This is a genomic window from Curtobacterium sp. Curtsp57 (assembly GCF_047324335.1).
GTDB lineage: Bacteria > Actinomycetota > Actinomycetes > Actinomycetales > Microbacteriaceae > Curtobacterium.
Genome location: NZ_CP168511.1, coordinates 3165193 through 3187571, shown reverse-complemented (window position 1 = coordinate 3187571; position 22379 = coordinate 3165193). Strand labels below are relative to the sequence as shown.

The following is a 22379-nucleotide window of genomic DNA, read 5'->3' as shown; positions in this document are numbered from 1 at the left end:
GTTTCAGCGTTGACACTTCACACATTGGTAGGAAGTATTGGCCTTCCAGCATCCGAGCTGGCGTTGGAAGGAGACCACGATGAAGTCGTTCACCTCGATCACACCGACCAAGGCGGCGATCGTCGCGCCGACCTCGAACAGGGGCTCGAGCTGATCAGCGAGATTCCTGATCCCGTTCTCTTGGCGGGCGATGCCGCCTCCCACAGCTGGGTGGCCGCGAATCATCTCGAACTCCTCAGAGGCACGCGAGCCGACATCGTCGGCTGCGCTGGCGCGATCGCGTGGTTGATCGCCTCCACTGCCATCCCCGCAGCGAAGATCCTGAAGATCAAGAAGCTCATCGATGGCCTCGGAGGCGTCGCAAAGGCTGTGCAGCTGTTCTGGGGTGCCTCGTTCAAGTGGGAGAAGATCCAGGCCCTCGGTGGGGCAGCGGCAGCTCTCGGGGCGGAGCTCCTCGGGATCGCGGCCGTCAAGCAGAAGTGCTTCTCGTGAAACGGCGAACGTCAGCGCTGATCACGCTCGGCGGCCTCGCAGCGGCGATCCTCGCGTACTCGCTCTTCGGACCGATGTACGCAGGGATCCTGGCACTCGCGACGCTCTGCTTCACGGCCTTCGGTTCGCCCATCCTCGGAAGCACCACCACCCTGGCGACGGGACCGATTGACCCCGAAGCCGTCCGACGGTACCGGGAATCTCACCCCGGCACCACCATCAGCGAGGCTGCGGCAGTCGTGGCGCGAAAGTAGTCCGCTCTCCATCCGGTGGCCAGAGGGCCAGCAACTGCTGGCCCTCGCCTCCTTTCCCGTTGGAGGCACACTCGACATCGCGGAGCTCGACCGACTTGCGAGGAGCGTTCGAGACGCGAGCGACACGGTCGATGAACCACCGCACTCGGATTCGTCGACGCAGACAAGCTCAGCCCGGGCTCCACCTGCAGATTGGCCCCGCCTGCGCGGGGTGCGACGCTGGACAAGCTCGGCGCATCCGAAAACCCTACGGAGCGCGCAGCTTAAGCCGCTGCGGGCGACTCGGGCTTCGTCTCAGCCGAGGATCGTTGAACGGAGAGCGCAGCTACCGGTCATGCTTCGGCCGTGGGGCTGTCGATGCAAGGTAGGTGGCAGCGAGCTGGGCGACCTCCTCGCGGTAGCGGCGTTCGACTGCGCGGTGCTGGGAGCTGCCCGTGATTCCCTGCGTCGCGTACAAATCGTCGAGCACGTCGTCGACTTCGACGAGGGCCTGCGCCGCTTCGGGACCATCGTGTCCGATGCTGTTGTGAGCCCAGGAGGAGAACTCGCGTAGGCCGAGCTCGCCGTCCAGGAAGCGCCGGCACGCGACCCGCAGGGCGAGAAGCGGGATCTCCTCACCATCTCGGTCAAGCGGTGGGACGCCGGCTTCGGTGAGGACCCTTGAACTGAGGTCGACGACATCCGCAGAAGTCGCGCTTGCATAGAGGGAGGCGAGGGCGAGCAGCGACGGGCTGTTCTGTCCTTCCGCGACGAAATCCGCCGCTAGCGCGATGACGTCGCTGCTACTGCAGAGGCCTAGTACGAGGGCCGCACCCACTTCGCGCAGGTCAGCCGTCGCAAGACGAAACAGCTCTCTCGCCTCGTCGTCCACCCGATCTCCTCACGACAGGAGTCACGCTAACGCTTCACAGCTGAGCTGACCTGCTCAAGAGTAACCAGCACGCCTCTTATGAGGATCGGCTATCGAGACCCTACGGTCGGTCCAATGCTTGTGTACTATCTGCGTGTGCACGTAGACAAGCAGCCCTGCGGATTGAGTCCGGAATCCGAGTACGTCGAGCTCGCGGTGGAGGTATTCGCGATGCTTGCGGATGCCACCCGTGTGAAGATCATCCTCGCGCTGCGTAGCGCTGAGGAGCTGTCCGTGAACCGGCTGGCCGAGGTCGTTGACAAGAGCGCTGCGGGCGTCTCGCAGCACCTGGCCAAGCTCCGTCTCGCACGGATGGTGTCGACTCGCCGGGAGGGGACCACCGTCTACTACCGGCTGACTGACGAGCACGCGTCCGAACTAGTGATCGATGCCGTGAAGCAGGCCGAGCACGTCGTCGGCGCGGCACCGCACCACCGCGGGGAGCGGGAGGGCGCATGACCGGCCACGAGCACGCGCCGGTCCCCGCTGACCACGACCATCCCCACGGTCACGGTCACGGTCACGGTCACGACCACGACCACGGCGAGCACGAGCATTCGCATCCACACGGCGGTGTGAAGGGCTTCTTGTACGACCTGTTCGTACCGCACACGCACGACTCGGCGGACTCGATCGACGACGCGATGGAGGCCAGCACCGCCGGTGTCCGCGCGTTGAAGATCAGCCTGTTCATTCTCCTGGCCACGACGGTGTTGCAGGCGGTGATCGTCGCGTTCACCGGGTCGATCGCGCTACTCGCGGATACGATCCACAACTTCGCAGACGCCTTGACCGCGGTGCCGCTGTGGATCGCGTTCGTCCTCGGCCGCAGGGTTGCGAACCGCCGGTACACCTACGGGTACGGCCGTGCCGAGGACCTCGCGGGCATGTTCATCGTGTTCGTCGTCGCCCTCTCCGCCGTTGTCGCCGGGTGGCAGGCCATCGACCGGTTCATCAACCCGCGGCCGATCGAGAATCCGTGGCTGCTGGTGCTGGCGGGCCTGATCGGTTTCGCCGGCAACGAGGCGGTGGCGATCTACCGGATCCGCGTTGGCCAGAAGATTGGCTCGGCCGCGCTCGTGGCGGACGGTGTGCACGCCCGCCTCGACGGGTTCACGTCGCTGTCGGTCGTCCTGGGCGCGATCGGCGTGCTCCTGGGCTTCCCGATCGCGGACCCGATCATCGGCCTGCTCATCTCGGTCTCGATCATGGTCCTGCTCTGGGGGACGGTGAAGTCCATCGGCGCGCGCCTCATGGACGCCATCGACCCCGCCCTCCTGGGCAAGGCCGAGCACGCCCTCGAACACACCGCCGGCGTCGAGACGGTCCGGGACCTCCGCCTCCGTTGGGTCGGCCACCGCCTCACCGGGTCCGCCACGGTCGAGGTCACCGCAGCGTCCTTGCATGACGCCGAGCACATCGCCGAGCACGCCGCCGCGCACGTGCACGAGGCGATGGGCAACGTCGATGAGTTCACCGTCACCCCCGCCGGACACGCACACCAGCACTGACCACCATCGAGAGGAACACCATGTCCGTCGTGAAGATCAACGCCATCACCGTCCCGGAGGGCAAGGGCGCCGACCTCGAAGCGCGCTTCGTCGGCCGGAACCATGACGTCGAGCGGCAGCCCGGCTTCGAGAGCTTCCAGCTCCTCCGCCCCACCGCAGGCGGCGCCCGCTACTTCGTCGTCTCCACCTGGGCCGACGAGGACTCCTACCAGGCGTGGCGTGGCGGCCAGGCCGGCGCGCACCACGGCGGCAGCAACCCCGTTGCCACCGGTGCGGAACTCCTCGAGTTCGAGACCGTCACCCTCTAACCCTCAAGCGATCGCACCCGCGGAGCACATGTCTTCGCGGGTGCTGCTGAGTCTCGATAGCCGATCGGCTATAGGACACCCGCAGAAACGGTCTTGCTGTACCAACGGTCGGAGTACGGCTCGTCATTGAAGGGCGCGACCCGCTCGTAGCCGTTCCGTTCGTACATTGCGCACGCCTCCGCGAGGGCCCCGCGGGTGTCGAGCCGGACCGTACCCATTGATCGCTGTTGGCAGACCTGCTCGGCCGCGCTCAGCAGCTGCGAGCCGATTCCTTGCCCTCGATGCGACGGCACCGTGAAGACCTTGGTGAGTTCGGCCACGCTGCCGAGGAAGCGAATACCGGCGCAGCCGACGGGTTGCCCGCTTTCGACGGCGACGAGCAGCACGCCGGTGGGCCCTTGCAGATCGCCGTAGGGCTCGTCTTCGAGTGCCTGGCTCAGCTCGTCGTCTGTCGCCGTCCGCTGGTACCACCGTGCCGCGACGTCGGCCATGTACTCCCGAACGATGTCAGCTGCTAGGGCGGCGGTCGGAGCGACGGTCTCGATCGTGATCACGACATGACGCTATCCACCCCGATCATCGTCCGGTCGTCGATCGGCCATCGGGCATCGCGCTCACTCCTCGTCGGCGCGCTCCGCTCGAAGGGCTCGCCTCCCCGCGATCCGCTGTAGAAGTTTCCGTAAGAAGACGAGCTCGATCGCCACCATCACCGCCAGGCCGAACAGGGCGAAAGCGATGTGCGCTGGGCTCAAGCCGCCGCTGAGCACGATCACCGGCAAGCCGACGAGCAACGCGGCCCCGGCGATGACGTTCCACCATGATGCGAGGAGCCCCGCGGGAGCGTGGTTCGTGAGTTCTGGGCGGTCAGTTGGATCGGTGCGATCCCACCAGGACGTCATGCGCGTAGGCTACCCGGGCATCCATGACCGGTCAGAAGCCCGACCGCCGGTAGAAGATCAGGCGGATGCCCCTTCGGGAGCCCTCCGCTCCTGCCCGATGGCCGGTCCTCCAATGAAACCCCGTCCGCGCGGACGGCCCCAGACTCCTACGTCCCTACTCCGGCGCGAGGCCGTCGCACATAGGTGGTCCGCAAACTATCTCAGTTCACGCACGCCATACGAATCCCTCGCGGCGCACGAACGCTGAGCCAACCCCTAGTCAACGTGGCCCGTCCGTACTGCCAAACAAGGTGTCCACGCCGATGTCTCCGCATGAGCAGGGTGCGAGAGCGAGTCGGCGCCCAAGGTCGGATGACGCGCACAACCTTGGGTACCGAGATCAGCCGGACGAGCAATTCCGGTTGACGAAGCCCAGCCAAGGCTGCGATCTGAGACACACACGGACACGGAAAGCGCCCCACCGGCCGAAGCCAGCGGGGCGTTCTCGTAGGTCAGACCAGACTCAGAAGTCCCAGTCCTCGTCCTCAGTGCTCTCCGCCTTGCCGATCACGTACGACGACCCCGACCCCGAGAAGAAGTCGTGGTTCTCGTCCGCGTTGGGCGACAGCGCCGACAGGATCGCCGGGTTCACGTCCGTGGCCTCCTTCGGGAACATCGGCTCGTACCCGAGGTTCATCAGGGCCTTGTTCGCGTTGTAGTGCAGGAACTTCTTGACGTCCTCGGTCAGCCCGACCTGGTCGTAGAGGTCCTGCGTGTACTGCACCTCGTTCTCGTAGAGCTCGAACAGCAGGTTGAACGTGTAGTCCTTGATCTCCTGCTTGCGCTCCTCGGAGAGGCCCTCGAGACCCTTCTGGAACTTGTACCCGATGTAGTACCCGTGGACGGCTTCGTCACGGATGATCAGGCGGATGAGGTCTGCGGTGTTCGTGAGCTTCGCGCGCGAGGACCAGTAGATCGGCAGGTAGAAGCCCGAGTAGAACAGGAACGACTCGAGCAGCGTCGAGGCGACCTTGCGCTTCAGGGGGTCGTCACCGGTGTAGTAGTCGAGGACGATCTGCGCCTTCTTCTGCAGGTTCGGGTTCTCGACCGACCAGCGGAACGCGTCGTCGATCTCGGGCGTCGACGCCAGGGTCGAGAAGATCGACGAGTAGCTCTTCGCGTGCACCGACTCCATGAACGCGATGTTCGTGTAGACCGCTTCTTCGTGCGGGGTGATCGCGTCGGGGATCAGGCTGATCGCGCCGACGGTGCCCTGGATCGTGTCGAGGAGCGTCAGGCCGGTGAACACCCGCATGGTGAGCTGCTGCTCTTCCGGCGTGAGCGTGTTCCACGACTGCACGTCGTTCGACAGCGGCACCTTCTCGGGCAGCCAGAAGTTGTTGACGAGGCGGTTCCAGACCTCGACGTCCTTGTCGTCCTGGATTCGGTTCCAGTTGATCGCGCTGACCGCGCGGATCAGGGGAACGGCCTTGCCGGTTGCGTGGACCGGATCGGTGACTGTCATTGCGTGCTTCCCGGGATGTGGTGTGGAACAACGGAGCGGACTGGAGGCTCGTGGCGGGCTCGCCACGAGCCTTCAGTCCGGAAGATGATCGCGTCAGCGATCAGAGCATGCAGGAAACGCAGCCCTCGACCTCGGTGCCCTCGAGCGCGAGCTGGCGGAGACGGATGTAGTAGATCGTCTTGATGCCCTTGCGCCATGCGTAGATCTGCGCCTTGTTGATGTCACGCGTGGTGGCGGTGTCCTTGAAGAACAGCGTCAGGGACAGGCCCTGGTCCACGTGCTGCGTCGCCGCGGCGTACGTGTCGATGATCTTCTCGGCACCGATCTCGTACGCGTCCTGGTAGTAGTCCAGGTTGTCGTTCGTCATGAACGGCGCCGGGTAGTAGACGCGACCGAGCTTGCCTTCCTTGCGGATCTCGATCTTCGACGCGATCGGGTGGATCGACGACGTGGAGTGGTTGATGTACGAGATCGAACCGGTCGGCGGCACGGCCTGCAGGTTCTGGTTGTAGATGCCGTGCTCCTGGATGGACGCCTTCAGCGCCTTCCAGTCGTCCTGCGTGGGGATCGCGATGCCGGCGTCAGCGAACAGCGACTCGACGCGCGAGGTCGCTGGTGCCCAGACGGCGTCGGTGTACTTGTCGAAGAACTCACCCGACGCGTACTTCGAGTCGCGGAAGCCGTCGAAGGTCTCCCCCGTCTCGATGGCGATGTTGTTCGAGGCGCGCAGGGCGTGGAACAGCACCGTGTAGAAGTAGATGTTCGTGAAGTCGATGCCCTCTTCGGAGCCGTAGTAGACGCGCTCACGAGCGAGGTACCCGTGCAGGTTCATCTGGCCGAGGCCGATGGCGTGCGACTTGTCGTTGCCGTCCTCGACGCTGCGCACCGAGTTGATGTGCGACATCTGCGAGACCGAGGTCAGGCCGCGGATGGCGGTCTCGATGGTCTTGCCGAAGTCCGGCGAGTCCATCGTCAGCGCGATGTTCAGCGAGCCGAGGTTGCAGGAGATGTCCTTGCCGATCTCCTTGTAGGACAGGTCCTCGTTGAAGGTCGTCGGGGTGTTGACCTGCAGGATCTCGGAGCACAGGTTGGACATGTTGATCCGGCCCTTGATCGGGTTGGCCTTGTTCACCGTGTCCTCGAACACGATGTACGGGTAGCCCGACTCGAACTGGATCTCCGCGATGGTCTGGAAGAAGTCGCGCGCCTTGATCTTCGTCTTCTTGATGCGCGAGTCGTCGACCATCTCGCGGTACTTCTCGGAGATCGGGACGTCGCCGAAGGGCACGCCGTAGACCTTCTCGACGTCGTACGGCGAGAAGAGGTACATGTCCTCGTTGTTCTTCGCGAGCTCGAACGTGATGTCCGGCACGACGACGCCGAGGGACAGCGTCTTGATGCGGATCTTCTCGTCGGCGTTCTCGCGCTTGGTGTCGAGGAACCGCATGATGTCCGGGTGGTGCGCCGACAGGTACACGGCACCGGCACCCTGGCGGGCACCGAGCTGGTTGGCGTACGAGAAGGAGTCTTCCAGCAGCTTCATCACGGGGATGATGCCCGAGGACTGGTTCTCGATCTGCTTGATCGGGGCGCCGGCCTCGCGGATGTTGGAGAGCAGCAGGGCCACACCGCCGCCGCGCTTCGAGAGCTGCAGCGAGGAGTTGATGCCGCGCGAGATCGACTCCATGTTGTCCTCGATGCGGAGGAGGAAGCAGGAGACGAGCTCGCCGCGCTGGGCCTTCGCGGTGTTGAGGAACGTGGGGGTCGCTGGCTGGAAGCGGCCGGCGATGATCTCCTCGACGAGGTCGATCGCGAGCTGCTCGTTGCCCTGTGCGAGGCCGAGGGCGGTCATCACGACGCGGTCCTCGAAGCGCTCCAGGTAGCGCTTGCCGTCGAAGGTCTTCAGCGTGTACGAGGTGTAGTACTTGAACGCACCGAGGAAGGTCTGGAACCGGAACTTCTTCGAGTAGGCCAGGTCGTTCAGCTTCTGGATGAAGTCCAGCGAGTACTGGTCGATCGTCGCCTGCTCGTAGTACTCGTTCTCGACCAGGTAGTCCAGCCGCTCCTTCAGGTTGTGGAAGAAGACGGTGTTCTGGTTGACGTGCTGCAGGAAGAACTGCTTGGCGGCTTCCCGGTCCTTGTCGAACTGGATGTTGCCGTCCGCGTCGTAGAGGTTGAGCATCGCGTTGAGGGAGTGGTAGTCCATCCCCGTCGTCGGCGACGTCAGATCGACGTCTGCAACTGCTGCGTCCAAAATGCATCCAATCCTGAGTTGACCGCCTGCACGTCGTCAGGCGTTCCGAAGAGTTCGAATCGATAGAGCACGGGGACGTGGCACTTCTGTGCGATGACGTCCCCTGCGAGGCCGTACGCCTCGCCGAAGTTCGTGTTGCCGCCGACGATGACTCCCCGGATCAGTGACCGGTTGTGTTCGTCGTTGAGGAACTTGATGACCTGCTTGGGGACCGCCCCGTCGCCGTTGCCTCCCCCGTAGGTGGGCAGCACGAGGACGTACGGTTCGTCCGCGTGGAGGAACGGTTCGCTCGGGTAGAGCGGGATCCGGTCAGCATCGCGACCGAGCTTCTCGATGAAGCGTGCGGTGTACCCGGACACGCTCGAGAAGTAGACGAGTCGGCTCATGGTTCGCTCCTTACGACAAGGTGCGTGGCTGACGGACCGGAGGGTGTCTGCGGGTGGTGATCCGAGCCTCCTGAGCGGGCTCGGACCGACCACCCGGCGGACTACGCCAGTTCGGCGCTGAGGGTCGCGATCTTGTCGGGACGGAAGCCCGACCAGTGGTCGTCGTCCGTGACGACGACGGGGGCCTGCAGGTAGCCGAGGCTCTTGACGTGCTCGAGCGCTGCTTCGTCCGTCGAGACGTCGTGCACTTCGTACTGGATGCCCTTGTTGTCGAGGGCCCGGTACGTCGCGGTGCACTGGACGCAGGACGGCTTGGTGTAGACGGTGACGGCCATGATCTCCCCTGGTTCTTGCTGGTTGTTTCGTGCTGTGGAGGTGGTGCTGATGCCTGTGCGCAGACGTGTCCGGGAAGGGGCCGCTGCGATGGACTCCACACTACATCTAGTGGCCGACCACGGCACCGACCACAAGAGGAAGTGTTACAGCCGTGTAGTTCTCCACAACGCCCTCCACAGTCTGTGGATTCCCGCGAGCCCCGTGATTCCGCCAGTTTGCGGCCGACCACCGACATTTCCCCACACCCGTGGAAAGCCTCGATCCACATGTGTGGAATGAGCGCATCGGCGTGTCGCCGTCGTGCCGGATCGGGGTCGCGGCCGACGCCTCCCCCGGACGGGTGACACCCGACCCACGGACCTCCCGTCCGGTCCGTACACTCGACCCGTGAGCGCGTACGGCAACCTGCTGAAGACCCCCGGTGTCGGCCGAGTGATCGCTGCGCAGCTCACGGCGAGGTTCCCGTTCGGGATGCTCTCGCTCGCCTACCTGCTGCACGTCGAGCACGTGTTCCACTCGTACGGATCCGCTGGTCTCGTGCTCGCGACGACGAGCGTCGGGCAGGCCATCGCCGGCCCGCTCACCAGCCGGTGGATGGGCAGCTGGGGCATGCGCCCCGTCCTGATCCTCACGAGCCTCGTCGCGCTCGCCAGCATGGGCGTCATCGCGTTCGTGCTGATGCCGCTGTGGGCCTACGTCGTGATCGGGTTCATCGGCGGCCTGGCCGTCCCACCCGTGCAGCCGGCCGTCCGCACCATCTACCCGAAGATGGTCACGTCGACGCAGCTGACACCCCTGTTCTCCCTCGACGCGAGTGCGCAGGAACTCATCTGGGTCGCCGGCCCGGTCATCACCACGTTCGTCGCGACGCAGATCGGCACGGTCGAGGCGATCGTCCTCGCGATGGTGTTCCTCGTCGTCGGCGGCGTGTGGTTCATCGCCTCCCCCGAGCTCGGCCGCGTCCGCATCCCCCGCTCGAAGCGCGCGTTCGGCGTGGTGCTCAAGCGCCCGTCCGTCGTGGTCGCCACCCTGACCGGCATGCTCCTCATCGGTGCGTGCGCCGCGGTCGAGGCCGGGGTCACCAGCGCGTTCGGCGAGGGCAGCCCGAACGCCGGCATCGTCCTGGCGATCTTCGCGATCGGCTCCCTGGTCGGCGGTCTGGCGTTCGGCCACCGTCCGATCTCGCCGAACACGCTGTGGACCCGCATGCTCATCGTCTTCATCGGCCTGGGGCTCGCCACGTTCGGCACCGGGTTCTGGTGGCTGTCGTTCGCGCTCCTCATCGCGGGTGGTGGGATCGCGCCCGCACTCGCGGTGATGTTCGGCTCGGTGTCGGCGACGGTGAAGTTCTCCGACACGGCAGAGGCCTACGGCTGGATGGGGACGGGGCAGCTCATCGGCGCTGCGCTCGGTTCCGCGGTGGCCGGGTTCCTCATCGACCTGCACGGTGCGACGGGCGGCATGCTCGTCGGGGCTGCTGCGGCGTTCGTGGGTGTGCTGCTGCCGTTGTTCGCGAAGCGGTGGCTCCCCGACCTGCGTGGTCGTGACGCGAGCCCCATCCCCGACACCGAGCCGGTGAACATCCCGACCTAGGGCGATGGGCCGTTTCGCGCGTAGGAAGCGGAATCGCGCGTAGTCGGTCGGAACTTCCGACCTCCTACGCACGATTCGACCTCCTATTGCGGGCGTCGTGGGTCGGAACGAGCGTCCTCCACAGCGATGCGCGCGGGTCCGGTTCTCCACGGAACAGACTGGAGGCTCGGCTCGGCCCCGCCTCGACCGGCAGGATGGACGCATGGTCACCTCCATCCCCCTCCGCGACGGTCGTTCCGTCCCCGCCATCGGGTTCGGCGTGTACAAGGTCGACGACCCCGAAGCCGAGACCGCGGTCGGAACCGCACTCGACAGCGGATACCGCCACGTCGACACCGCCGAGATGTACGGCAACGAGACGGGCGTCGGGAAGGCGATCCGGGCCTCCCGGCTGGACCGTGACGACGTCTTCGTGACCACCAAGGTGTGGAACAGCAACCAGGGTCGCGACGCGACCCTACGGGCGTTCGACGCCAGCCTCGACCGGCTCGGGCTCGACGCGGTGGACCTGTACCTGATCCACTGGCCGGCCGCGGCGAACGACCGCTACGTCGAGACCTGGCAGACACTGGTCGAGCTGCGAGAGTCCGGGCGGGCGCGCAGCGTCGGGGTCTCGAACTTCCAGGTGCCCCACCTGGAGCGGATCATCGCGGAGACGGGTGAGGTCCCGGCAGTGAACCAGGTCGAGCGACACCCGTGGCTGCCGCAGCGGGAGCTCATCGCCTTCCACGAGCAGCACGGCATCGTGACGGAAGCGTGGTCGCCGCTCGGTCGTGGGCGACTCATGGACGAACCGGTGCTCGCGCGGATCGCGGCGACGCACGGGGTGAGCGTGGCGCAGGTGCTCGTGCGGTGGAACGTGCAGCAGTCCGTCGTGGTGCTGCCGAAGTCGGTCACGCCGTCACGCATCGCGTCGAACATCGACGTGGACGGCTTCGCACTGACGGACGACGAACTCACGGCGATCGCCGGGCTGGAGTCGGGCGATCGCACGGGGTCGCACCCCGATTCGGTGTCCTAGCCGCGGCGGTCGTCCTCGGACTGCCACGGCAGGTGCAGGTCCTCTGGAGCCGGCTCGACGTCGCCGGCGTCGTCCGCACCGCCGGTGCCCGGGGCCGCGGTGACCTTCGAGGGGTCGATGCCGTCCGCGCGCAGGTCGTCGTCGTCGCGCTGCAGGTGCTGCGACGCCTCGGTTTCCTGCTCGCTCGACGGGCTGTACGCGGTGTCGTCGTTGCTCATGTCCGTGACGGTAGCCTGCGGTACCTGGCGGCCTGCTCGGCAGGGATCAGCGCTCGGGCAGCACGCCGGAGAACGCCAGGACGGCGATGATCGTCCCGAGGACGGCGAGGAAGATCCCGATGACCCGCACGAACCGCGGCGTGATCGGTCGGCCGTTCATGAACTCGTCGCCGCCGATGGACTGCGCCCAACGGTTGAACACCGCGATCGTGATGCCCCACAGTGCGACCACCACGGCTCCGATGCCGAACCAGGTCACCGGGGTCATCGACCGCGCCTCCTGGCGAGCTGCTGCCGCAGGTTCCGGATGAACACGACCTCCAGGGTGACCGCGATCGCCGTGAGGAACACCGCGAACGCGATGTGTGCGAGGTCGTGACCTTGCGTCACGGTGATCACGGGGAGCGCCACCACCAGACCGGCGCACACGACGACGTTGAACCATGCTCCGATGACTCCTCCGGGAGTCCGACCAGTGCGTTCCATCCATGGGATCGGCATGCAGAGCACCGTACTCAGCGATGCTGGCCGTGTCGCAGCGCTCCGTTACGGTTGACCTCGAACTCGCCCCACCACAGGAGGTACCCCCGTGACGATCGTCGCTGCCGCTGACGGCTCAGCCCTCGGCAACCCCGGCCCAGCCGGCTGGGCCTGGTACGTCGATGACGATCGGTGGGCCGCCGGAGGCTGGCCGAAGGCCACGAACAACATCGGTGAGCTCACCGCCGTGCTCCAGCTGCTCCGCGCCACGAAGGGCACCGACGAACCGCTGCACATCCTCTGCGACAGTCAGTACGCGATCAAGGCCTGCACCGAGTGGCTCGCCGGGTGGAAGCGGAAGGGCTGGCGGAAGGCCGACGGCAAGCCCGTGATGAACGTGGAGATCATCAAGGAGCTCGACGAGGAACTCCAGGGCCGCAAGGTCACGTTCGAGTGGGTGCGCGGCCACGTCGGTCACGAGATGAACGAGGCCGCCGACGTCCGTGCTCGTGGCGCAGCGACCGCCTACCAGAACCGCACCGAGGTCCCGCACGGGCCGGGGTGGCCCGGCGTCGAGGTCACCGAGCCGGCTCCACTGCCCGAGGCGACCCCGCCGGCGACCCTGTTCTGATCACGGCCCCGTCTATATACTCGCTTATACAAACGGCGAGGAGCTCATCATGGCAGTCACCACGATCGATCTGGACCAACCCCTGCTCGACGACGCCAAGCAGCTGACAGGCGCTCGCTCCAACCGAGAAGTCGTCCAACGTGCACTCGAGACGCTCATCGCGGTCCGTCGTCAGCCTGCAGCAGTCGAGCGCATCATCGCCCGGGACTTCGCGGAAGACCCCACCGCGGCGGACGAACTCCACCCCTGATGGCGACCTACATCGTCGACAACTCCGTCTGGTGGAAAGCAGGGCGCTCGCCGGTCATCGCTGAGCGACTCCGCGCGATCGCGACGCAGGACCTGATCATGACCTGCCCGCCGCAGGTCTTGGAGTACTGCCACTCGGCGCGATCGAGCGCGGATCACGGTGACCACTGCGCCGACATGGAAGCCTTCCTCGAAGCGTCGATCCACCCCGACGTCGACGATGTGACCGCCATCCAGAGCGCACTGTGGAGCAACGGCTTCGTGCGGGGCGCTGGCCCGGTCGACGTGCACATCGCGGCGTACGCGGTCCGCAACGGGGCGACTGTCCTGAGCGCTGATCGTGACTACGAGCACATCGCAGCGAGCGTGGACGAGTTCCGGCACGAGTACCTCGCCGAGCAGGCCTGATCAGGACCCGACGACCGCCTTGACGGAAGCAGCGAGGAGCGCCAGCTTGTCGGCGTCGGGGCTGCCCGCGTCGGCGTGGTAGATCGCCACAGTGAGGTTCTGCGCCTCGGCGGGCACGAGCTTCTCCCGGTGCAGGCTGATCTCGCCGACGATCGGGTGGTCGAACCGCATCAGCGCACCGCGGCGCCCGCCGATGTCGTGTCGTCCCCACAGCCGCTGGAACCGTGGACTCGCGATGGACAGCTGCCCGACGAGCTCGACGCACCGGGGGTCGTCGATGGAGGTGCCGACGGACTGCCGGAACGACGCGACGAGCCCCTCGGTCGCGGCCTCCCAGTCCACGAACAGCGCCCGCTCCTCCGCGTCGAGGAACACGTCGCGGAGCCGGTTCGCCCCGACGACCAGGCGCGGTGACAGCGCTGCGGCGAGAGGGTTCGCGGCGAGCACGTCGAGATAGCGACCCTCGATGAACGCGGGCGTGCCGAGGCCGTCGACGAACGCCCGGAGGCTCCCGGGGACAGTCTCCCGAGCGGGACGGCGCCGGCGTGCGACGTGCGGCTGCGCCACGACGAGCCCCATCAGGTACGCGGTGGTCTCCTCGTCGAGCTGCAGCACCCGCGCGATCGCCTCGAGCACCTGCACGGACGGGTTCCGGTAGCGCCCCTGCTCGAGCCGCAGGTAGTACTCGCTGCTGATCCCCGACAGCATCGCGACCTCCTCGCGACGGAGCCCGGCGACCCGGCGAACTCCGACGACCGGGATGCCGGCCTGCTCCGGGGTCACGAGCTCGCGCCTGGCGCGCAGGAACTCGCCGAGGGGGTTGGTCGCGTCGGTCATGGCTCCCACGCTAGGCCGGATGCCGTCGTCACTGCCTGGTCGCCCCGCTACCAGGAGCGGAGCGGTCTGGAACACCCGACGGTGCCGCGCGAGGGTGGGACCCATGTCCACGACTCCCAGCAGCAGCACACGCGTCCTCGTCACCGGCGGATCCGGCTTCATCGCCGGCCACTGCATCCTGCAGCTCCTCGACGCCGGGTACGAGGTCCGCACGACGATCCGCTCACTCGACAAGGAAGCTGCGGTTCGCGCGCTCCTGACCGACGCCGGCATGACGGCGGGCGACCGACTCGAGTTCCTCGCAGCCGACCTCACCGCCGACGACGGTTGGGCCACCGCGACCAGCGACGTCGACACCGTCCTGCACGTGGCGTCCCCGGTGATGCCCGGGCATGTGGAGGACGAGGACGCGGTCATCCGCCCCGCTGTCGAGGGAACGACCCGCGTGCTCAGCGCCGCGCGGACCGCCGGGGTCCGCCGCGTGGTGCTGACGTCGGCGTTCCACGCGGTCAGCTGGGGGCACCCGCACACCGACCACGTGTTCACCGAGTCCGACTGGACCGTGCTCGACGGCCCCGGAGTCGACGCCTACGGCAGGAGCAAGACCCTGGCCGAGCGCGCCGCCTGGGACCTCGTCGAGGGAACCGACCTGGAACTCGTCACGATGCTGCCCGTCGCGGTGATGGGTCCGGCGATGGGTGGCACCGTCTCCGGGGCGAACCACATCCTGCAGTCGATGCTGAACGGTTCGATGCCGGCGACGCCGCGCCTGTTCATCCCGATCGTCGACGTGCGTGACGTCGCCGCCGCACACGTCAGCGCCATCGACGTCCAGGACGCCGCCGGCAAGCGGTTCCTGCTGTCGAACGGACCGGCACTCGAGCTGCACGAGATCGCGACCACGCTCCGCGAACACCTCGGCGACGACGCGGCGAGGGTCCCGACGGAGGTCCTCCCCGACGACGCCGTGCGCGCGCTGGCGGAGACCCAGCCGCAGTTCCGCGCGATGGTCCCCGATCTCGGGTACGCCAAGCGGACGTCGAACGAGCGGGCACGCACGGTGCTGGGCTGGACGCCGCGGGACGCGCACGAGGCCATCGCGGACGCAGGACGCAGCCTCGCGCAGCGCACCGGAGCCGCGACCGCCGCGACGCAAGCCACCGGTCAGTAGGTCCCGTCGCGCCGGTCCTGACGCGTGACCTGCTCGCCGGACGCCGGGTCGACCCCGGAGCGCGTGGTGGTCGTCGTCCGACGCCCTCCGAACGCCACCGCGAGGCTGATGATCAGCAGGACGACCCCGGCCGCCATCAGGATGTAGCCGATGAGCCGGAGGTCCACCCCGGCCAGCTGGATGTTCAGCGCGAAGGCGACGATCGCGCCGATCACGATCAGGGCGATGCTGGATCCGATGCGCATGGCGCGTTCCTCTCGATGGTGGTCCACGAGACGCTACCCGGAAGCGACACCGCCCGGCCGCTGCTGCGCACCGGGGATCATCAGAGCCTCAGTCGACGTCGACCTCGGCCCACCCGTCGAACCGCCCGATCTCGGTGACCCGCACGACGGCCTCGCCCGCCTCGTCGGACGCGTCGAGGTCGATCGTCGCCGAGAACCCGAAGTCCTTGTCACCGGAGGGGTCGGCGAAGATCTGTCGAGCGCGCCACGTCCGGCCCTGTTCGGACAGCACCAGGTACTGCATCGACCGCGCGTCAGCGTCCGTCCCGACGTCGTCGTGCGCCTCGTAGTACTCCTCGAGCACGGCGTCCCACGCGTCGGCGTCGAACCCGGCGGCGCCGTCGAGCGCCCCGAGCCCCTCGACGTCGTCCCGCGCGGCGAGGAGTACCCGCTGGAACAGGGCGTTGCGCACCAGGACCCGGAAGGCCCGCACGTTGCCGGTGAGCCGGGCGGGCTGCGGCGGGGCGATCTCCTCGTGCTCCGCCGCCGCGAGCGACAGATCCCCGTTGACCAGCGCTTCCCATTCGTCGACGAGCGATGAGTCCACCTGTCGGACGAGCTCGCCGAGCCACTCGATCAGGTCGTCGAGCTCGTCGGTCCGCTGCTCGTCGGAGATCGTCTGCCGCATCGTCCGGTAGGCGTCGGAGAGGTACCGCAGCACGAGCCCCTCGGAGCGGGTGAGCTGGTAGAACCGCACGAAGTCCCCGAAGGTCATCGCCCGTTCGTACATGTCGCGGACGACGGCCTTCGGCGACAGCGTGAAGTCGAGCACCCACGGTTGCTCGGCCGCGTAGGCCTCGTACGCCGCTTCCAGCAGCTCGGACAGCGGACGCGGCCAGGTGACCTCCTCGAGGAGCTCCATGCGTTCCTCGTACTCGATGCCCTCCTGCTTCATCCGCGCGACCGCCTCGCCGCGCTCCTTGAACTGCTGCTGCGACAGGATCGCGCGCGGGTCGTCGAGGGTGGCCTCGACGATGGACACCATGTCGAGGGCGTACGTGGGCGACTCCGGGTCGAGCAACTCGAAGGCGGCCAGCGCGAACGGCGACAGGGGCTGGTTGAGGGCGAAGTTCGCCTGCAGGTCCACCGTCAGCCGGTAGGTGTCCTCGACCTTCTCGATCACGCCGGCGTTGATCAACGTCCTGGCGATCGTCAGCGCACGCCTGGCCATCGCGAGCTGCCTGGCACGGGGCTCGTGGTTGTCGAACACCAGCGACCGGACCTCGTCGAAGGCCGAGCCACCGCGGGCGACGACGGACAGCACCATGGCGTGGGTGATCCGCATCCTGGACACCATCGGCTCGGGCTCGGCCTGGATGAGCCGCTCGAAGGACGCCTGCCCCCACGAGACGAACCCGTCCGGGGCCTTCTTCTTCTTGACCTTGTTCTTCTTCTTCGGGTCGTCCCCGGCCTTGGCGACCGCGCGGGCGTTCTCGATGTCGTGCTCGGGCGCCTCCGCGACGACGTCGCCCTCGGTGTCGTACCCGGCCCGTCCGGCCCGTCCGGCGATCTGGTGGAACTCCCGCGCGGACAGCTGCCGCATCTTCGTGCCGTCGAACTTCGTGAGCCCGGTCAGCAGCACCGTGCGGATCGGGACGTTGATGCCGACGCCGAGGGTGTCGGTGCCGCAGATCACCGGCAGGAGCCCGCGCTGGGCGAGCTGCTCCACGAGCCGACGGTACTTCGGCAGCATGCCCGCGTGGTGCACCCCGATCCCGGCGCGGATCAGCCGGGAGAGCGTCTGCCCGAACCCGGCGCTGAAGCGGAACCCGGCGATCGCCTCCGCGATGGCGTCCCGCCGCGCACGATCGGCAACGCGCACCGACATCAGCGCCTGCGCCCGCTCGAGCGCCGCCGCCTGCGCGAAGTGCACGATGTAGACCGGCGCCTTGCCCTCCTCGAGCAGGCGTTCGACGGTCTCCTGCACCGGCGTCACCACGTACTCGTAGGACAGCGGGACCGGACGGGACACCCCGGTGACGCGAGCGGTCGGCCGCCCGGTGCGCCGCGAGAGGTCGTCCGCGATGGTCGTCACGTCGCCGAGGGTCGCCGACATCAGCAGGAACTGCGCCCGCTCGAGCACCAGGAGCGGCACCTGCCAGGCCCAGCCGCGGTCGGCGTCGCCGTAGAAGTGGAACTCGTCCATCACCACGACGTCGACGTCGGCGTTCGGCCCCTGTCGCAGGGCGAGGTTCGCGAGGATCTCGGCCGTGCAGCACACGATCGGGGCGTCGGCGTTGACGCTGGAGTCACCGGTGACCATGCCGACGTTCTGGGCGCCGAACAGGTCCACGAGCTGGAAGAACTTCTCGGACACCAGGGCCTTGATCGGTGCCGTGTAGTAGCTCCGCTTGCCCTCGGCGAGCGCCGCGAAGTGTGCGCCGGCGGCCACGAGGGACTTCCCGGTGCCGGTCGGGGTGCTGAGGATCACGTTCGCGCCGGACACGAGTTCGATGACGGCCTCGTCCTGCGCCGGGTACAGCGGGCGGCCGCCGCTGGCGGCCCAGTCCGCGAAGGCCTCGTAGACGGCATCGGGGTCGACGGCGCCGCCGACGGCCGCAGGGATCGCGGCGACGAGCGGAGCGTGGACGGTGACGTCGGTCATGCCCCCATCCTCCCAGCATGGTGGCGTGGCGACGGTCCGGGAGGCTCGGCTCGATACGCGCGCATAGACTCACGTCGTGCGCGAACTCGGCTTCCTCTCCTTCGTCCCGAACCACGGTGGTCCGGCCGGTGCTGCCGCCGCCCTCGAGGACGGCCTGCGGCTCTTCGAGACCGCCGAACGCCTGGGGTACGGCACGGGGTGGGTGCGCGGACGGCACTTCGAGCCGTTCCTGACGAGCCCGATGACCTTCTTCGCCGCGGCCGCGCAGCGGACCAGCACGATCGGCTTCGGCACGGCGGTGCTCGGGATGCGCTACGAGGACCCGGTGCGTCTCGCCGAGGACGCCAGCACCGTCGACCTGCTCAGCGGCGGCCGCGTGCAGCTCGGGATCAGCACGGGGATCGCCGGGTACGGCCCGATCCTCGACCCGGTGTTCGGCGCGACCGAGCGGAGCTTCCGCGACGAGGCAGAAGCCCGCGCGGCTCGGCTGCTCCAGGTCCTCGACGGGGAGCCCCTCGGCACCTCGGGCAAGGGGTACGAGAGCATCCCTGCCGACACGGACCTGACGCTGCAGCCGCTCAGCCCGGAACTGCGGAGCCGTGTGTGGTGGGGCGGCGGCAGCATGGGCACCGCGGTCCGGACGGCCGAGAAGGGGCTCCTGCTGCACTGCTCGACCCTGAACACCGAGGACACCGGCGAGCCCTTCGCCGTCGCGCAGGCCGCGCAGATCACGGCGTACCGGGAGCGCTTCGCCGAGCTGCACCCCGATCGCACGCAGAAGGTCGCCGTCGGCCGCATCGTCGTCCCGCTCCTCGACGACCACGACCGTGCCGTGCACGAGGAGTTCCTCACCGGCTACGCGTCGGGGATGGACGACGAGGGACGGCCGCTGTCCGGCAACCCGCCGTTCCGGTTCAGCAAGGTGCTGTCCGGCGAGCCGGCGGCGATCGTCGAGGCCCTGCGCGCCGACCCCGCCGTGGCCGCGACCGACGAACTCGTGATCACCCTGCCGGCGAACGGCGACGCCGCGTCGCACGAGCGGATCCTGACGGTCATCGCCGAACAGATCGCCCCGCACCTGGGCTGAACCCACGAGCCGACGGACGACGGAATGGATCTGAGGCATCCGGCGGAGCCCAGCACGAGTTGGTGAGTCTCGGGGCTCCCGCCGGATGACCATCTCGTCCCTGATCCGTACGGGATGGTGCACTCATCGTTCCACCATCCGCGTTGTTTGTCACAACTCGGACGCCCTGACTCAGCGAATCGTGATGATTCGTCACGACATATTCCGCATACGGAAAAACCTCCGCGTGGAGGAAGAGATGCGCCCCCGCAGAAGCGGGGGCGCACCATGACGCACCGGGACCGCCGGGGCTCCATCGGCCGGATCAGGAGGCCGCGTCGCTCACGCGGCGATCCCATGTCGGTGCGCGCGTCGACGGTAACCAGCCGCCTGACGCTTCTCCCATGCTACTGAACACACCTGACCGATGCGCGGAAACCGGATGCGACCGGGCTCACTCCAGTTCGAGGGCCACCGTTCCTGCCGCATCTGCGACCGACGCGCCGACGTGCAGGGTGAAGGTGCCCGGTTCGTACGCCCACGCGCCGTCCCAGTGCGCGAACGCCCTCGCCGGCACCTCGATCGAGACCTCGGTCGACTCCCCCGCTCCCAGGCGCACCGGGGCGAACCCCACGAGCCAGCGGACCGGACGGTCGATCGCGGACGTCTCCCGCGAGGCGTAGACCTGCACGACGTGCTTGCCTGCGCGCGATCCGGTGTTCGTGACGGTCGCCGTGACGATGGCCGTGTCACCCGCGCGGACGACGGGCGATCCCGCGATGCCGTCGATCGTCCAGGTCGTGTACCCCAGGCCGTGGCCGAACGGGTACGCGGGCTGTACCCCGGCGCGGAGCCAGGCCCGGTACCCGATGTGCACGCCCTCGTCGTACCGGACGACACCGTCGACCGGTGTGACGTCGAGCACGGGGACGTCCGACATGGCGACCGGCCACGTCGTGGGGAGGCGCCCGCCCGGCTCCGACGCGCCGGTGAGCACGTCGGCGACCGCGTTGCCGTACTCCTGCCCGCCGAACCACGAGAGGAGGACCGCGGCGACGTCGTTCCGCCACGGCATCTCGACCGGGGAGCCGGCGTTGACGAGCACGATCGTGTTCGGGTTCACGGCGGCGACGGCCGCGACGAGCTCGTCCTGGTGCCCGGGGAGCGCCAGGGACGAGCGGTCGTAGCCCTCGGACTCGACCTTGGAGTTCGTCCCGACCACGACCACGGCGACGTCGGCGCCACGAGCGGCATCGACGGCGGAGGCGATGAGCACCGACGGGTCCTCGTCGGAGGGCTCGGTGCCGAACTGGTACGCGAGCACCCCGCCCAGCGTCTCGTCCTGGATGACGTCGTACTCGATGCGGATCGCGACCTGCTGGCCGGACGTCACCGAGACGGGCACGGAGCGCGCCGGCGGGTTGAGGAACGCCGCGCCGAGCTGGTCGCCCTCGAACGGCACGTCCTCGTCCAGGACGAGCGACCCGTCGATCCACATCCGCGATCGACCAGCAGCGCCGATGCCGATCCGGACGGTGCCGGTCGTCGGGGCCGTGTAGGTCGTGGTGATGTCGAGCCGGTCGGCCTCACGCGTGGGGGCGTCGCCGCCGAACCAGAAGAGGGCCGTCGCGCGGCGGTCCTCAACGTACAGCTCGGATCCGTCGCGCACGAAGGCCACGCGCGCGCCTGGCTGCCCGGTGGCCGGGTTCGTGATGGTGGACAGCGGGAACTCCGCGATGCCCTCCTGCACGACGGCGCCGATCGCGTAGTCGACGGTCGCGGACGGGAACGCCGCGCGGATGCCGTCGAGCGGCGAGACGACCTGCGAGGGCACGACGGTGGCCGAGCCGCCCCCCTGCGTGCGGGCCTGGTCGGCGTTGGGGCCGATGACGGCGATCCGGGCGAGCGCGGGCGCGTCGAGCGGCAGGATCCCGGTGTTCCGGACGAGGACGGTCCCCTCGGCCTCGGCCTCACGGACGAACGCGATGCCGTCCTCGACGTGCACGGGCTCCGCCGCGACGGCATCGAACCCGGACAGCGCTCCGACGCGGGCGGCGAGGGTCAGGATCCGATGGACCTTGCGGTCGATCGCCTCGATCGGGACCTCGCCGGACTCGACGGCGGCCAGCAGCGGCCCCTCGCTCCACCACTGGTTCGGTCCGGGCATCGCGACGTCCTGCGACGCCTTCGCCGAGTCGACCGAGCGGACGCCGGTCCAGTCGGACACGACGATGCCGTCGAAGCCCCACTCGGAGTTCAGCGGCGTCTCGAGCAGCTCGTTCTCGGATGCGGTGACGCCGTTGATCGAGTTGTACGACGACATGATCGCCCAGGCGTGCGCCTCGGTGACGGCCTTCTCGAACGCGAGCAGGTAGAGCTCGCGGAGCGCTCGGTCGGACACCTCGGTCGACGCGGTGAAGCGGTCGGTCTCGTAGTCGTTCGCGATGTAGTGCTTCGGGGTCGCGGCGACGCCGTTCTCCTGCACGCCTTCGACGTACGACGCCGCGAGGTCGCCGGTGAGCACCGGGTCCTCGCTGAACGCCTCGAAGTGCCGACCACCGAGGGGCGAGCGGTGCAGGTTGATGGTCGGGCCGAGGACGACGTCGACGCCCTTGCGGCGGGCCTCGACGGCAGCGGCGGCGCCGTAGCGCTTCGCGATCGCACGGTCCCACGACGCACTCAGGGCGGTCGCGGACGGCAGGTTGAGCGACGGGTCGCGCTCGTCCCAGACCTCGCCACGGACCCCGGAGGGGCCGTCCGACATCAGGATGCGCCGCAACCCGATCTTCTCGATCGGCCAGGTCGTCCAGAAGTCTCGTCCGGTGAGCAGCTGCACCTTCTCTTCGGTGGTCAGCTGGTCGACGAGCGCGCCGATGCGCTCGTCCAGCGGGGCCGCACCGGAGGCTGTGCTCACGTCGTTCACGGTGGTCACGATGGTCGTTCCTTTCGTTCAGAGCCAGGA

At 67.9% G+C, this 22379-nt stretch carries 26 protein-coding genes; 12 read left to right on the top strand and 14 right to left on the bottom strand.

Annotation, left to right across the window (positions count from 1 at the left end):
• The first annotated feature begins 63 nt into the window (after positions 1 to 63).
• Positions 64 to 492, top strand: a complete 429-nt coding sequence (locus tag ACEN9V_RS15415; RefSeq protein ID WP_413601023.1) for a hypothetical protein — start codon at positions 64 to 66, stop codon at positions 490 to 492.
• Positions 489 to 746: a hypothetical protein gene (locus ACEN9V_RS15410; protein WP_413601022.1), complete on the top strand. Its 258-nt coding sequence runs from the start codon at positions 489 to 491 to the stop codon at positions 744 to 746. The genes ACEN9V_RS15415 and ACEN9V_RS15410 overlap by 4 nt, the downstream gene beginning before the upstream one ends.
• A 325-nt stretch (positions 747 to 1071) precedes the next feature.
• Here the strand turns inward: ACEN9V_RS15410 and ACEN9V_RS15405 are convergent, their stop codons facing one another.
• The gene (locus ACEN9V_RS15405) at positions 1072 to 1617 is read right to left on the bottom strand and encodes a hypothetical protein (protein WP_413601021.1); all 546 of its coding nucleotides are present in this window, start codon (positions 1615 to 1617) and stop codon (positions 1072 to 1074) included.
• Between the two features lie 135 nt (positions 1618 to 1752).
• Between ACEN9V_RS15405 and ACEN9V_RS15400 the strand changes: the two genes are divergently transcribed.
• From ACEN9V_RS15400 to ACEN9V_RS15390, 3 genes are all read left to right on the top strand, one after another.
• Positions 1753 to 2115, top strand: coding sequence for an ArsR/SmtB family transcription factor (locus ACEN9V_RS15400; protein ID WP_413603073.1), 363 nt, complete (start codon positions 1753 to 1755; stop codon positions 2113 to 2115).
• 185 nt (positions 2116 to 2300) lie between these two features.
• Positions 2301 to 3167, top strand: a complete 867-nt coding sequence (locus ACEN9V_RS15395) for a cation diffusion facilitator family transporter (RefSeq protein WP_413603072.1) — start codon at positions 2301 to 2303, stop codon at positions 3165 to 3167.
• Positions 3168 to 3187: 20 nt separating this feature from the next.
• Entirely contained in the window at positions 3188 to 3475 is a 288-nt protein-coding gene (locus ACEN9V_RS15390) for an antibiotic biosynthesis monooxygenase family protein (protein WP_413601020.1), read from the top strand.
• 68 nt (positions 3476 to 3543) lie between these two features.
• Here ACEN9V_RS15390 and ACEN9V_RS15385 read toward each other — a convergent pair whose 3' ends face one another.
• The 6 genes from ACEN9V_RS15385 to nrdH all read right to left on the bottom strand — a co-directional run bounded on the left by ACEN9V_RS15385 (position 3544) and on the right by nrdH (position 8853).
• Positions 3544 to 4029 (bottom strand): GNAT family N-acetyltransferase, encoded by a 486-nt coding sequence (locus ACEN9V_RS15385; RefSeq protein WP_413601019.1) that lies wholly within the window; start codon positions 4027 to 4029, stop codon positions 3544 to 3546.
• Positions 4030 to 4089: 60 nt separating this feature from the next.
• Positions 4090 to 4374: a hypothetical protein gene (locus tag ACEN9V_RS15380; RefSeq protein ID WP_413601018.1), complete on the bottom strand. Its 285-nt coding sequence runs from the start codon at positions 4372 to 4374 to the stop codon at positions 4090 to 4092.
• A 502-nt stretch (positions 4375 to 4876) separates the two neighbouring features.
• A complete protein-coding gene (gene nrdF / locus ACEN9V_RS15375) occupies positions 4877 to 5878 on the bottom strand; it encodes a class 1b ribonucleoside-diphosphate reductase subunit beta (RefSeq protein WP_413601017.1) in 1002 nt (333 codons plus the stop codon).
• A gap of 100 nt (positions 5879 to 5978) precedes the next feature.
• Positions 5979 to 8084, bottom strand: a complete 2106-nt coding sequence (gene nrdE, locus ACEN9V_RS15370) for a class 1b ribonucleoside-diphosphate reductase subunit alpha (protein WP_281265711.1) — start codon at positions 8082 to 8084, stop codon at positions 5979 to 5981.
• 17 nt (positions 8085 to 8101) lie between these two features.
• Positions 8102 to 8518, bottom strand: a complete 417-nt coding sequence (gene nrdI / locus ACEN9V_RS15365) for a class Ib ribonucleoside-diphosphate reductase assembly flavoprotein NrdI (RefSeq protein ID WP_413601016.1) — start codon at positions 8516 to 8518, stop codon at positions 8102 to 8104.
• Positions 8519 to 8619: 101 nt separating this feature from the next.
• Positions 8620 to 8853, bottom strand: a complete 234-nt coding sequence (gene nrdH, locus ACEN9V_RS15360; RefSeq protein WP_022904483.1) for a glutaredoxin-like protein NrdH — start codon at positions 8851 to 8853, stop codon at positions 8620 to 8622.
• Positions 8854 to 9241: 388 nt separating this feature from the next.
• Between nrdH and ACEN9V_RS15355 the strand changes: the two genes are divergently transcribed.
• Together ACEN9V_RS15355 and ACEN9V_RS15350 are read left to right on the top strand one after the other, a co-directional pair.
• Positions 9242 to 10447, top strand: a complete 1206-nt coding sequence (locus ACEN9V_RS15355) for an MFS transporter (RefSeq protein ID WP_281265713.1) — start codon at positions 9242 to 9244, stop codon at positions 10445 to 10447.
• A 202-nt stretch (positions 10448 to 10649) separates the two neighbouring features.
• On the top strand, positions 10650 to 11468 hold the full coding sequence (locus ACEN9V_RS15350; protein WP_413601015.1) for an aldo/keto reductase: 819 nt from the start codon (positions 10650 to 10652) through the stop codon (positions 11466 to 11468).
• On the opposite strand, the gene ACEN9V_RS15345 is transcribed toward ACEN9V_RS15350, so the two are convergent.
• From ACEN9V_RS15345 to ACEN9V_RS15335, 3 genes are read right to left on the bottom strand one after another with little or no spacing between them, the layout of a single operon-like run.
• Positions 11465 to 11686 (bottom strand): hypothetical protein, encoded by a 222-nt coding sequence (locus ACEN9V_RS15345; RefSeq protein WP_413601014.1) that lies wholly within the window; start codon positions 11684 to 11686, stop codon positions 11465 to 11467. The two genes, ACEN9V_RS15350 and ACEN9V_RS15345, sit on opposite strands and share 4 nt — an antisense overlap.
• 46 nt (positions 11687 to 11732) lie before the next feature.
• Entirely contained in the window at positions 11733 to 11954 is a 222-nt protein-coding gene (locus tag ACEN9V_RS15340; protein ID WP_413601013.1) for a hypothetical protein, read from the bottom strand.
• A complete protein-coding gene (locus ACEN9V_RS15335; protein WP_413601012.1) occupies positions 11951 to 12187 on the bottom strand; it encodes a hypothetical protein in 237 nt (78 codons plus the stop codon). Before ACEN9V_RS15335 ends, ACEN9V_RS15340 begins: the two co-directional genes overlap by 4 nt.
• 88 nt (positions 12188 to 12275) lie before the next feature.
• Between ACEN9V_RS15335 and ACEN9V_RS15330 the strand changes: the two genes are divergently transcribed.
• The 3 genes from ACEN9V_RS15330 to ACEN9V_RS15320 are packed head-to-tail and all read left to right on the top strand — an operon-like array spanning position 12276 to position 13454.
• Entirely contained in the window at positions 12276 to 12797 is a 522-nt protein-coding gene (locus tag ACEN9V_RS15330; protein ID WP_281265718.1) for a ribonuclease H family protein, read from the top strand.
• Positions 12798 to 12846: 49 nt separating this feature from the next.
• Positions 12847 to 13047 (top strand): type II toxin-antitoxin system VapB family antitoxin, encoded by a 201-nt coding sequence (locus tag ACEN9V_RS15325; RefSeq protein ID WP_402729938.1) that lies wholly within the window; start codon positions 12847 to 12849, stop codon positions 13045 to 13047.
• Entirely contained in the window at positions 13047 to 13454 is a 408-nt protein-coding gene (locus tag ACEN9V_RS15320; protein WP_413601011.1) for a PIN domain-containing protein, read from the top strand. The genes ACEN9V_RS15325 and ACEN9V_RS15320 overlap by 1 nt, the downstream gene beginning before the upstream one ends.
• Here ACEN9V_RS15320 and ACEN9V_RS15315 read toward each other — a convergent pair whose 3' ends face one another.
• Positions 13455 to 14291, bottom strand: coding sequence for a helix-turn-helix domain-containing protein (locus ACEN9V_RS15315; RefSeq protein WP_413601010.1), 837 nt, complete (start codon positions 14289 to 14291; stop codon positions 13455 to 13457).
• A 103-nt stretch (positions 14292 to 14394) separates the two neighbouring features.
• Between ACEN9V_RS15315 and ACEN9V_RS15310 the strand changes: the two genes are divergently transcribed.
• Positions 14395 to 15462, top strand: coding sequence for an NAD-dependent epimerase/dehydratase family protein (locus ACEN9V_RS15310; protein WP_413601009.1), 1068 nt, complete (start codon positions 14395 to 14397; stop codon positions 15460 to 15462).
• Here ACEN9V_RS15310 and ACEN9V_RS15305 read toward each other — a convergent pair.
• Together ACEN9V_RS15305 and ACEN9V_RS15300 are read right to left on the bottom strand one after the other, a co-directional pair.
• A complete protein-coding gene (locus ACEN9V_RS15305) occupies positions 15456 to 15707 on the bottom strand; it encodes a DUF6458 family protein (RefSeq protein WP_413601008.1) in 252 nt (83 codons plus the stop codon). The two genes, ACEN9V_RS15310 and ACEN9V_RS15305, sit on opposite strands and share 7 nt — an antisense overlap.
• Before the next feature lie 88 nt (positions 15708 to 15795).
• Entirely contained in the window at positions 15796 to 18351 is a 2556-nt protein-coding gene (locus ACEN9V_RS15300) for a DEAD/DEAH box helicase (protein WP_413601007.1), read from the bottom strand.
• A gap of 76 nt (positions 18352 to 18427) precedes the next feature.
• On the opposite strand from ACEN9V_RS15300, the gene ACEN9V_RS15295 reads away from it, so the two are divergent.
• Positions 18428 to 19438: an LLM class flavin-dependent oxidoreductase gene (locus ACEN9V_RS15295; RefSeq protein ID WP_413601006.1), complete on the top strand. Its 1011-nt coding sequence runs from the start codon at positions 18428 to 18430 to the stop codon at positions 19436 to 19438.
• Between the two features lie 433 nt (positions 19439 to 19871).
• Here the strand turns inward: ACEN9V_RS15295 and ACEN9V_RS15290 are convergent, their stop codons facing one another.
• On the bottom strand, positions 19872 to 22331 hold the full coding sequence (locus ACEN9V_RS15290; protein WP_413601005.1) for a beta-glucosidase: 2460 nt from the start codon (positions 22329 to 22331) through the stop codon (positions 19872 to 19874).
• Positions 22332 to 22379 lie beyond the last annotated feature (48 nt).

Coding starts and splice junctions, on each gene's coding strand:
- ACEN9V_RS15395 (WP_413603072.1), top strand. CDS start 2,301: ATGGAGGCCAGCACCGCCGGTGTCCGCGCGTTGAAGATCAGCCTGTTC.
- ACEN9V_RS15390 (WP_413601020.1), top strand. CDS start 3,188: ATGTCCGTCGTGAAGATCAACGCCATCACCGTCCCGGAGGGCAAGGGC.
- ACEN9V_RS15380 (WP_413601018.1), bottom strand. CDS start 4,374: ATGACGTCCTGGTGGGATCGCACCGATCCAACTGACCGCCCAGAACTC.
- nrdF (WP_413601017.1), bottom strand. CDS start 5,878: ATGACAGTCACCGATCCGGTCCACGCAACCGGCAAGGCCGTTCCCCTG.
- nrdE (WP_281265711.1), bottom strand. CDS start 8,084: ATGGACTACCACTCCCTCAACGCGATGCTCAACCTCTACGACGCGGAC.
- nrdI (WP_413601016.1), bottom strand. CDS start 8,518: ATGAGCCGACTCGTCTACTTCTCGAGCGTGTCCGGGTACACCGCACGC.
- nrdH (WP_022904483.1), bottom strand. CDS start 8,853: ATGGCCGTCACCGTCTACACCAAGCCGTCCTGCGTCCAGTGCACCGCG.
- ACEN9V_RS15350 (WP_413601015.1), top strand. CDS start 10,650: ATGGTCACCTCCATCCCCCTCCGCGACGGTCGTTCCGTCCCCGCCATC.
- ACEN9V_RS15345 (WP_413601014.1), bottom strand. CDS start 11,686: ATGAGCAACGACGACACCGCGTACAGCCCGTCGAGCGAGCAGGAAACC.
- ACEN9V_RS15340 (WP_413601013.1), bottom strand. CDS start 11,954: ATGACCCCGGTGACCTGGTTCGGCATCGGAGCCGTGGTGGTCGCACTG.
- ACEN9V_RS15335 (WP_413601012.1), bottom strand. CDS start 12,187: ATGCCGATCCCATGGATGGAACGCACTGGTCGGACTCCCGGAGGAGTC.
- ACEN9V_RS15325 (WP_402729938.1), top strand. CDS start 12,847: ATGGCAGTCACCACGATCGATCTGGACCAACCCCTGCTCGACGACGCC.
- ACEN9V_RS15320 (WP_413601011.1), top strand. CDS start 13,047: ATGGCGACCTACATCGTCGACAACTCCGTCTGGTGGAAAGCAGGGCGC.
- ACEN9V_RS15315 (WP_413601010.1), bottom strand. CDS start 14,291: ATGACCGACGCGACCAACCCCCTCGGCGAGTTCCTGCGCGCCAGGCGC.
- ACEN9V_RS15310 (WP_413601009.1), top strand. CDS start 14,395: ATGTCCACGACTCCCAGCAGCAGCACACGCGTCCTCGTCACCGGCGGA.
- ACEN9V_RS15305 (WP_413601008.1), bottom strand. CDS start 15,707: ATGCGCATCGGATCCAGCATCGCCCTGATCGTGATCGGCGCGATCGTC.
- ACEN9V_RS15300 (WP_413601007.1), bottom strand. CDS start 18,351: ATGACCGACGTCACCGTCCACGCTCCGCTCGTCGCCGCGATCCCTGCG.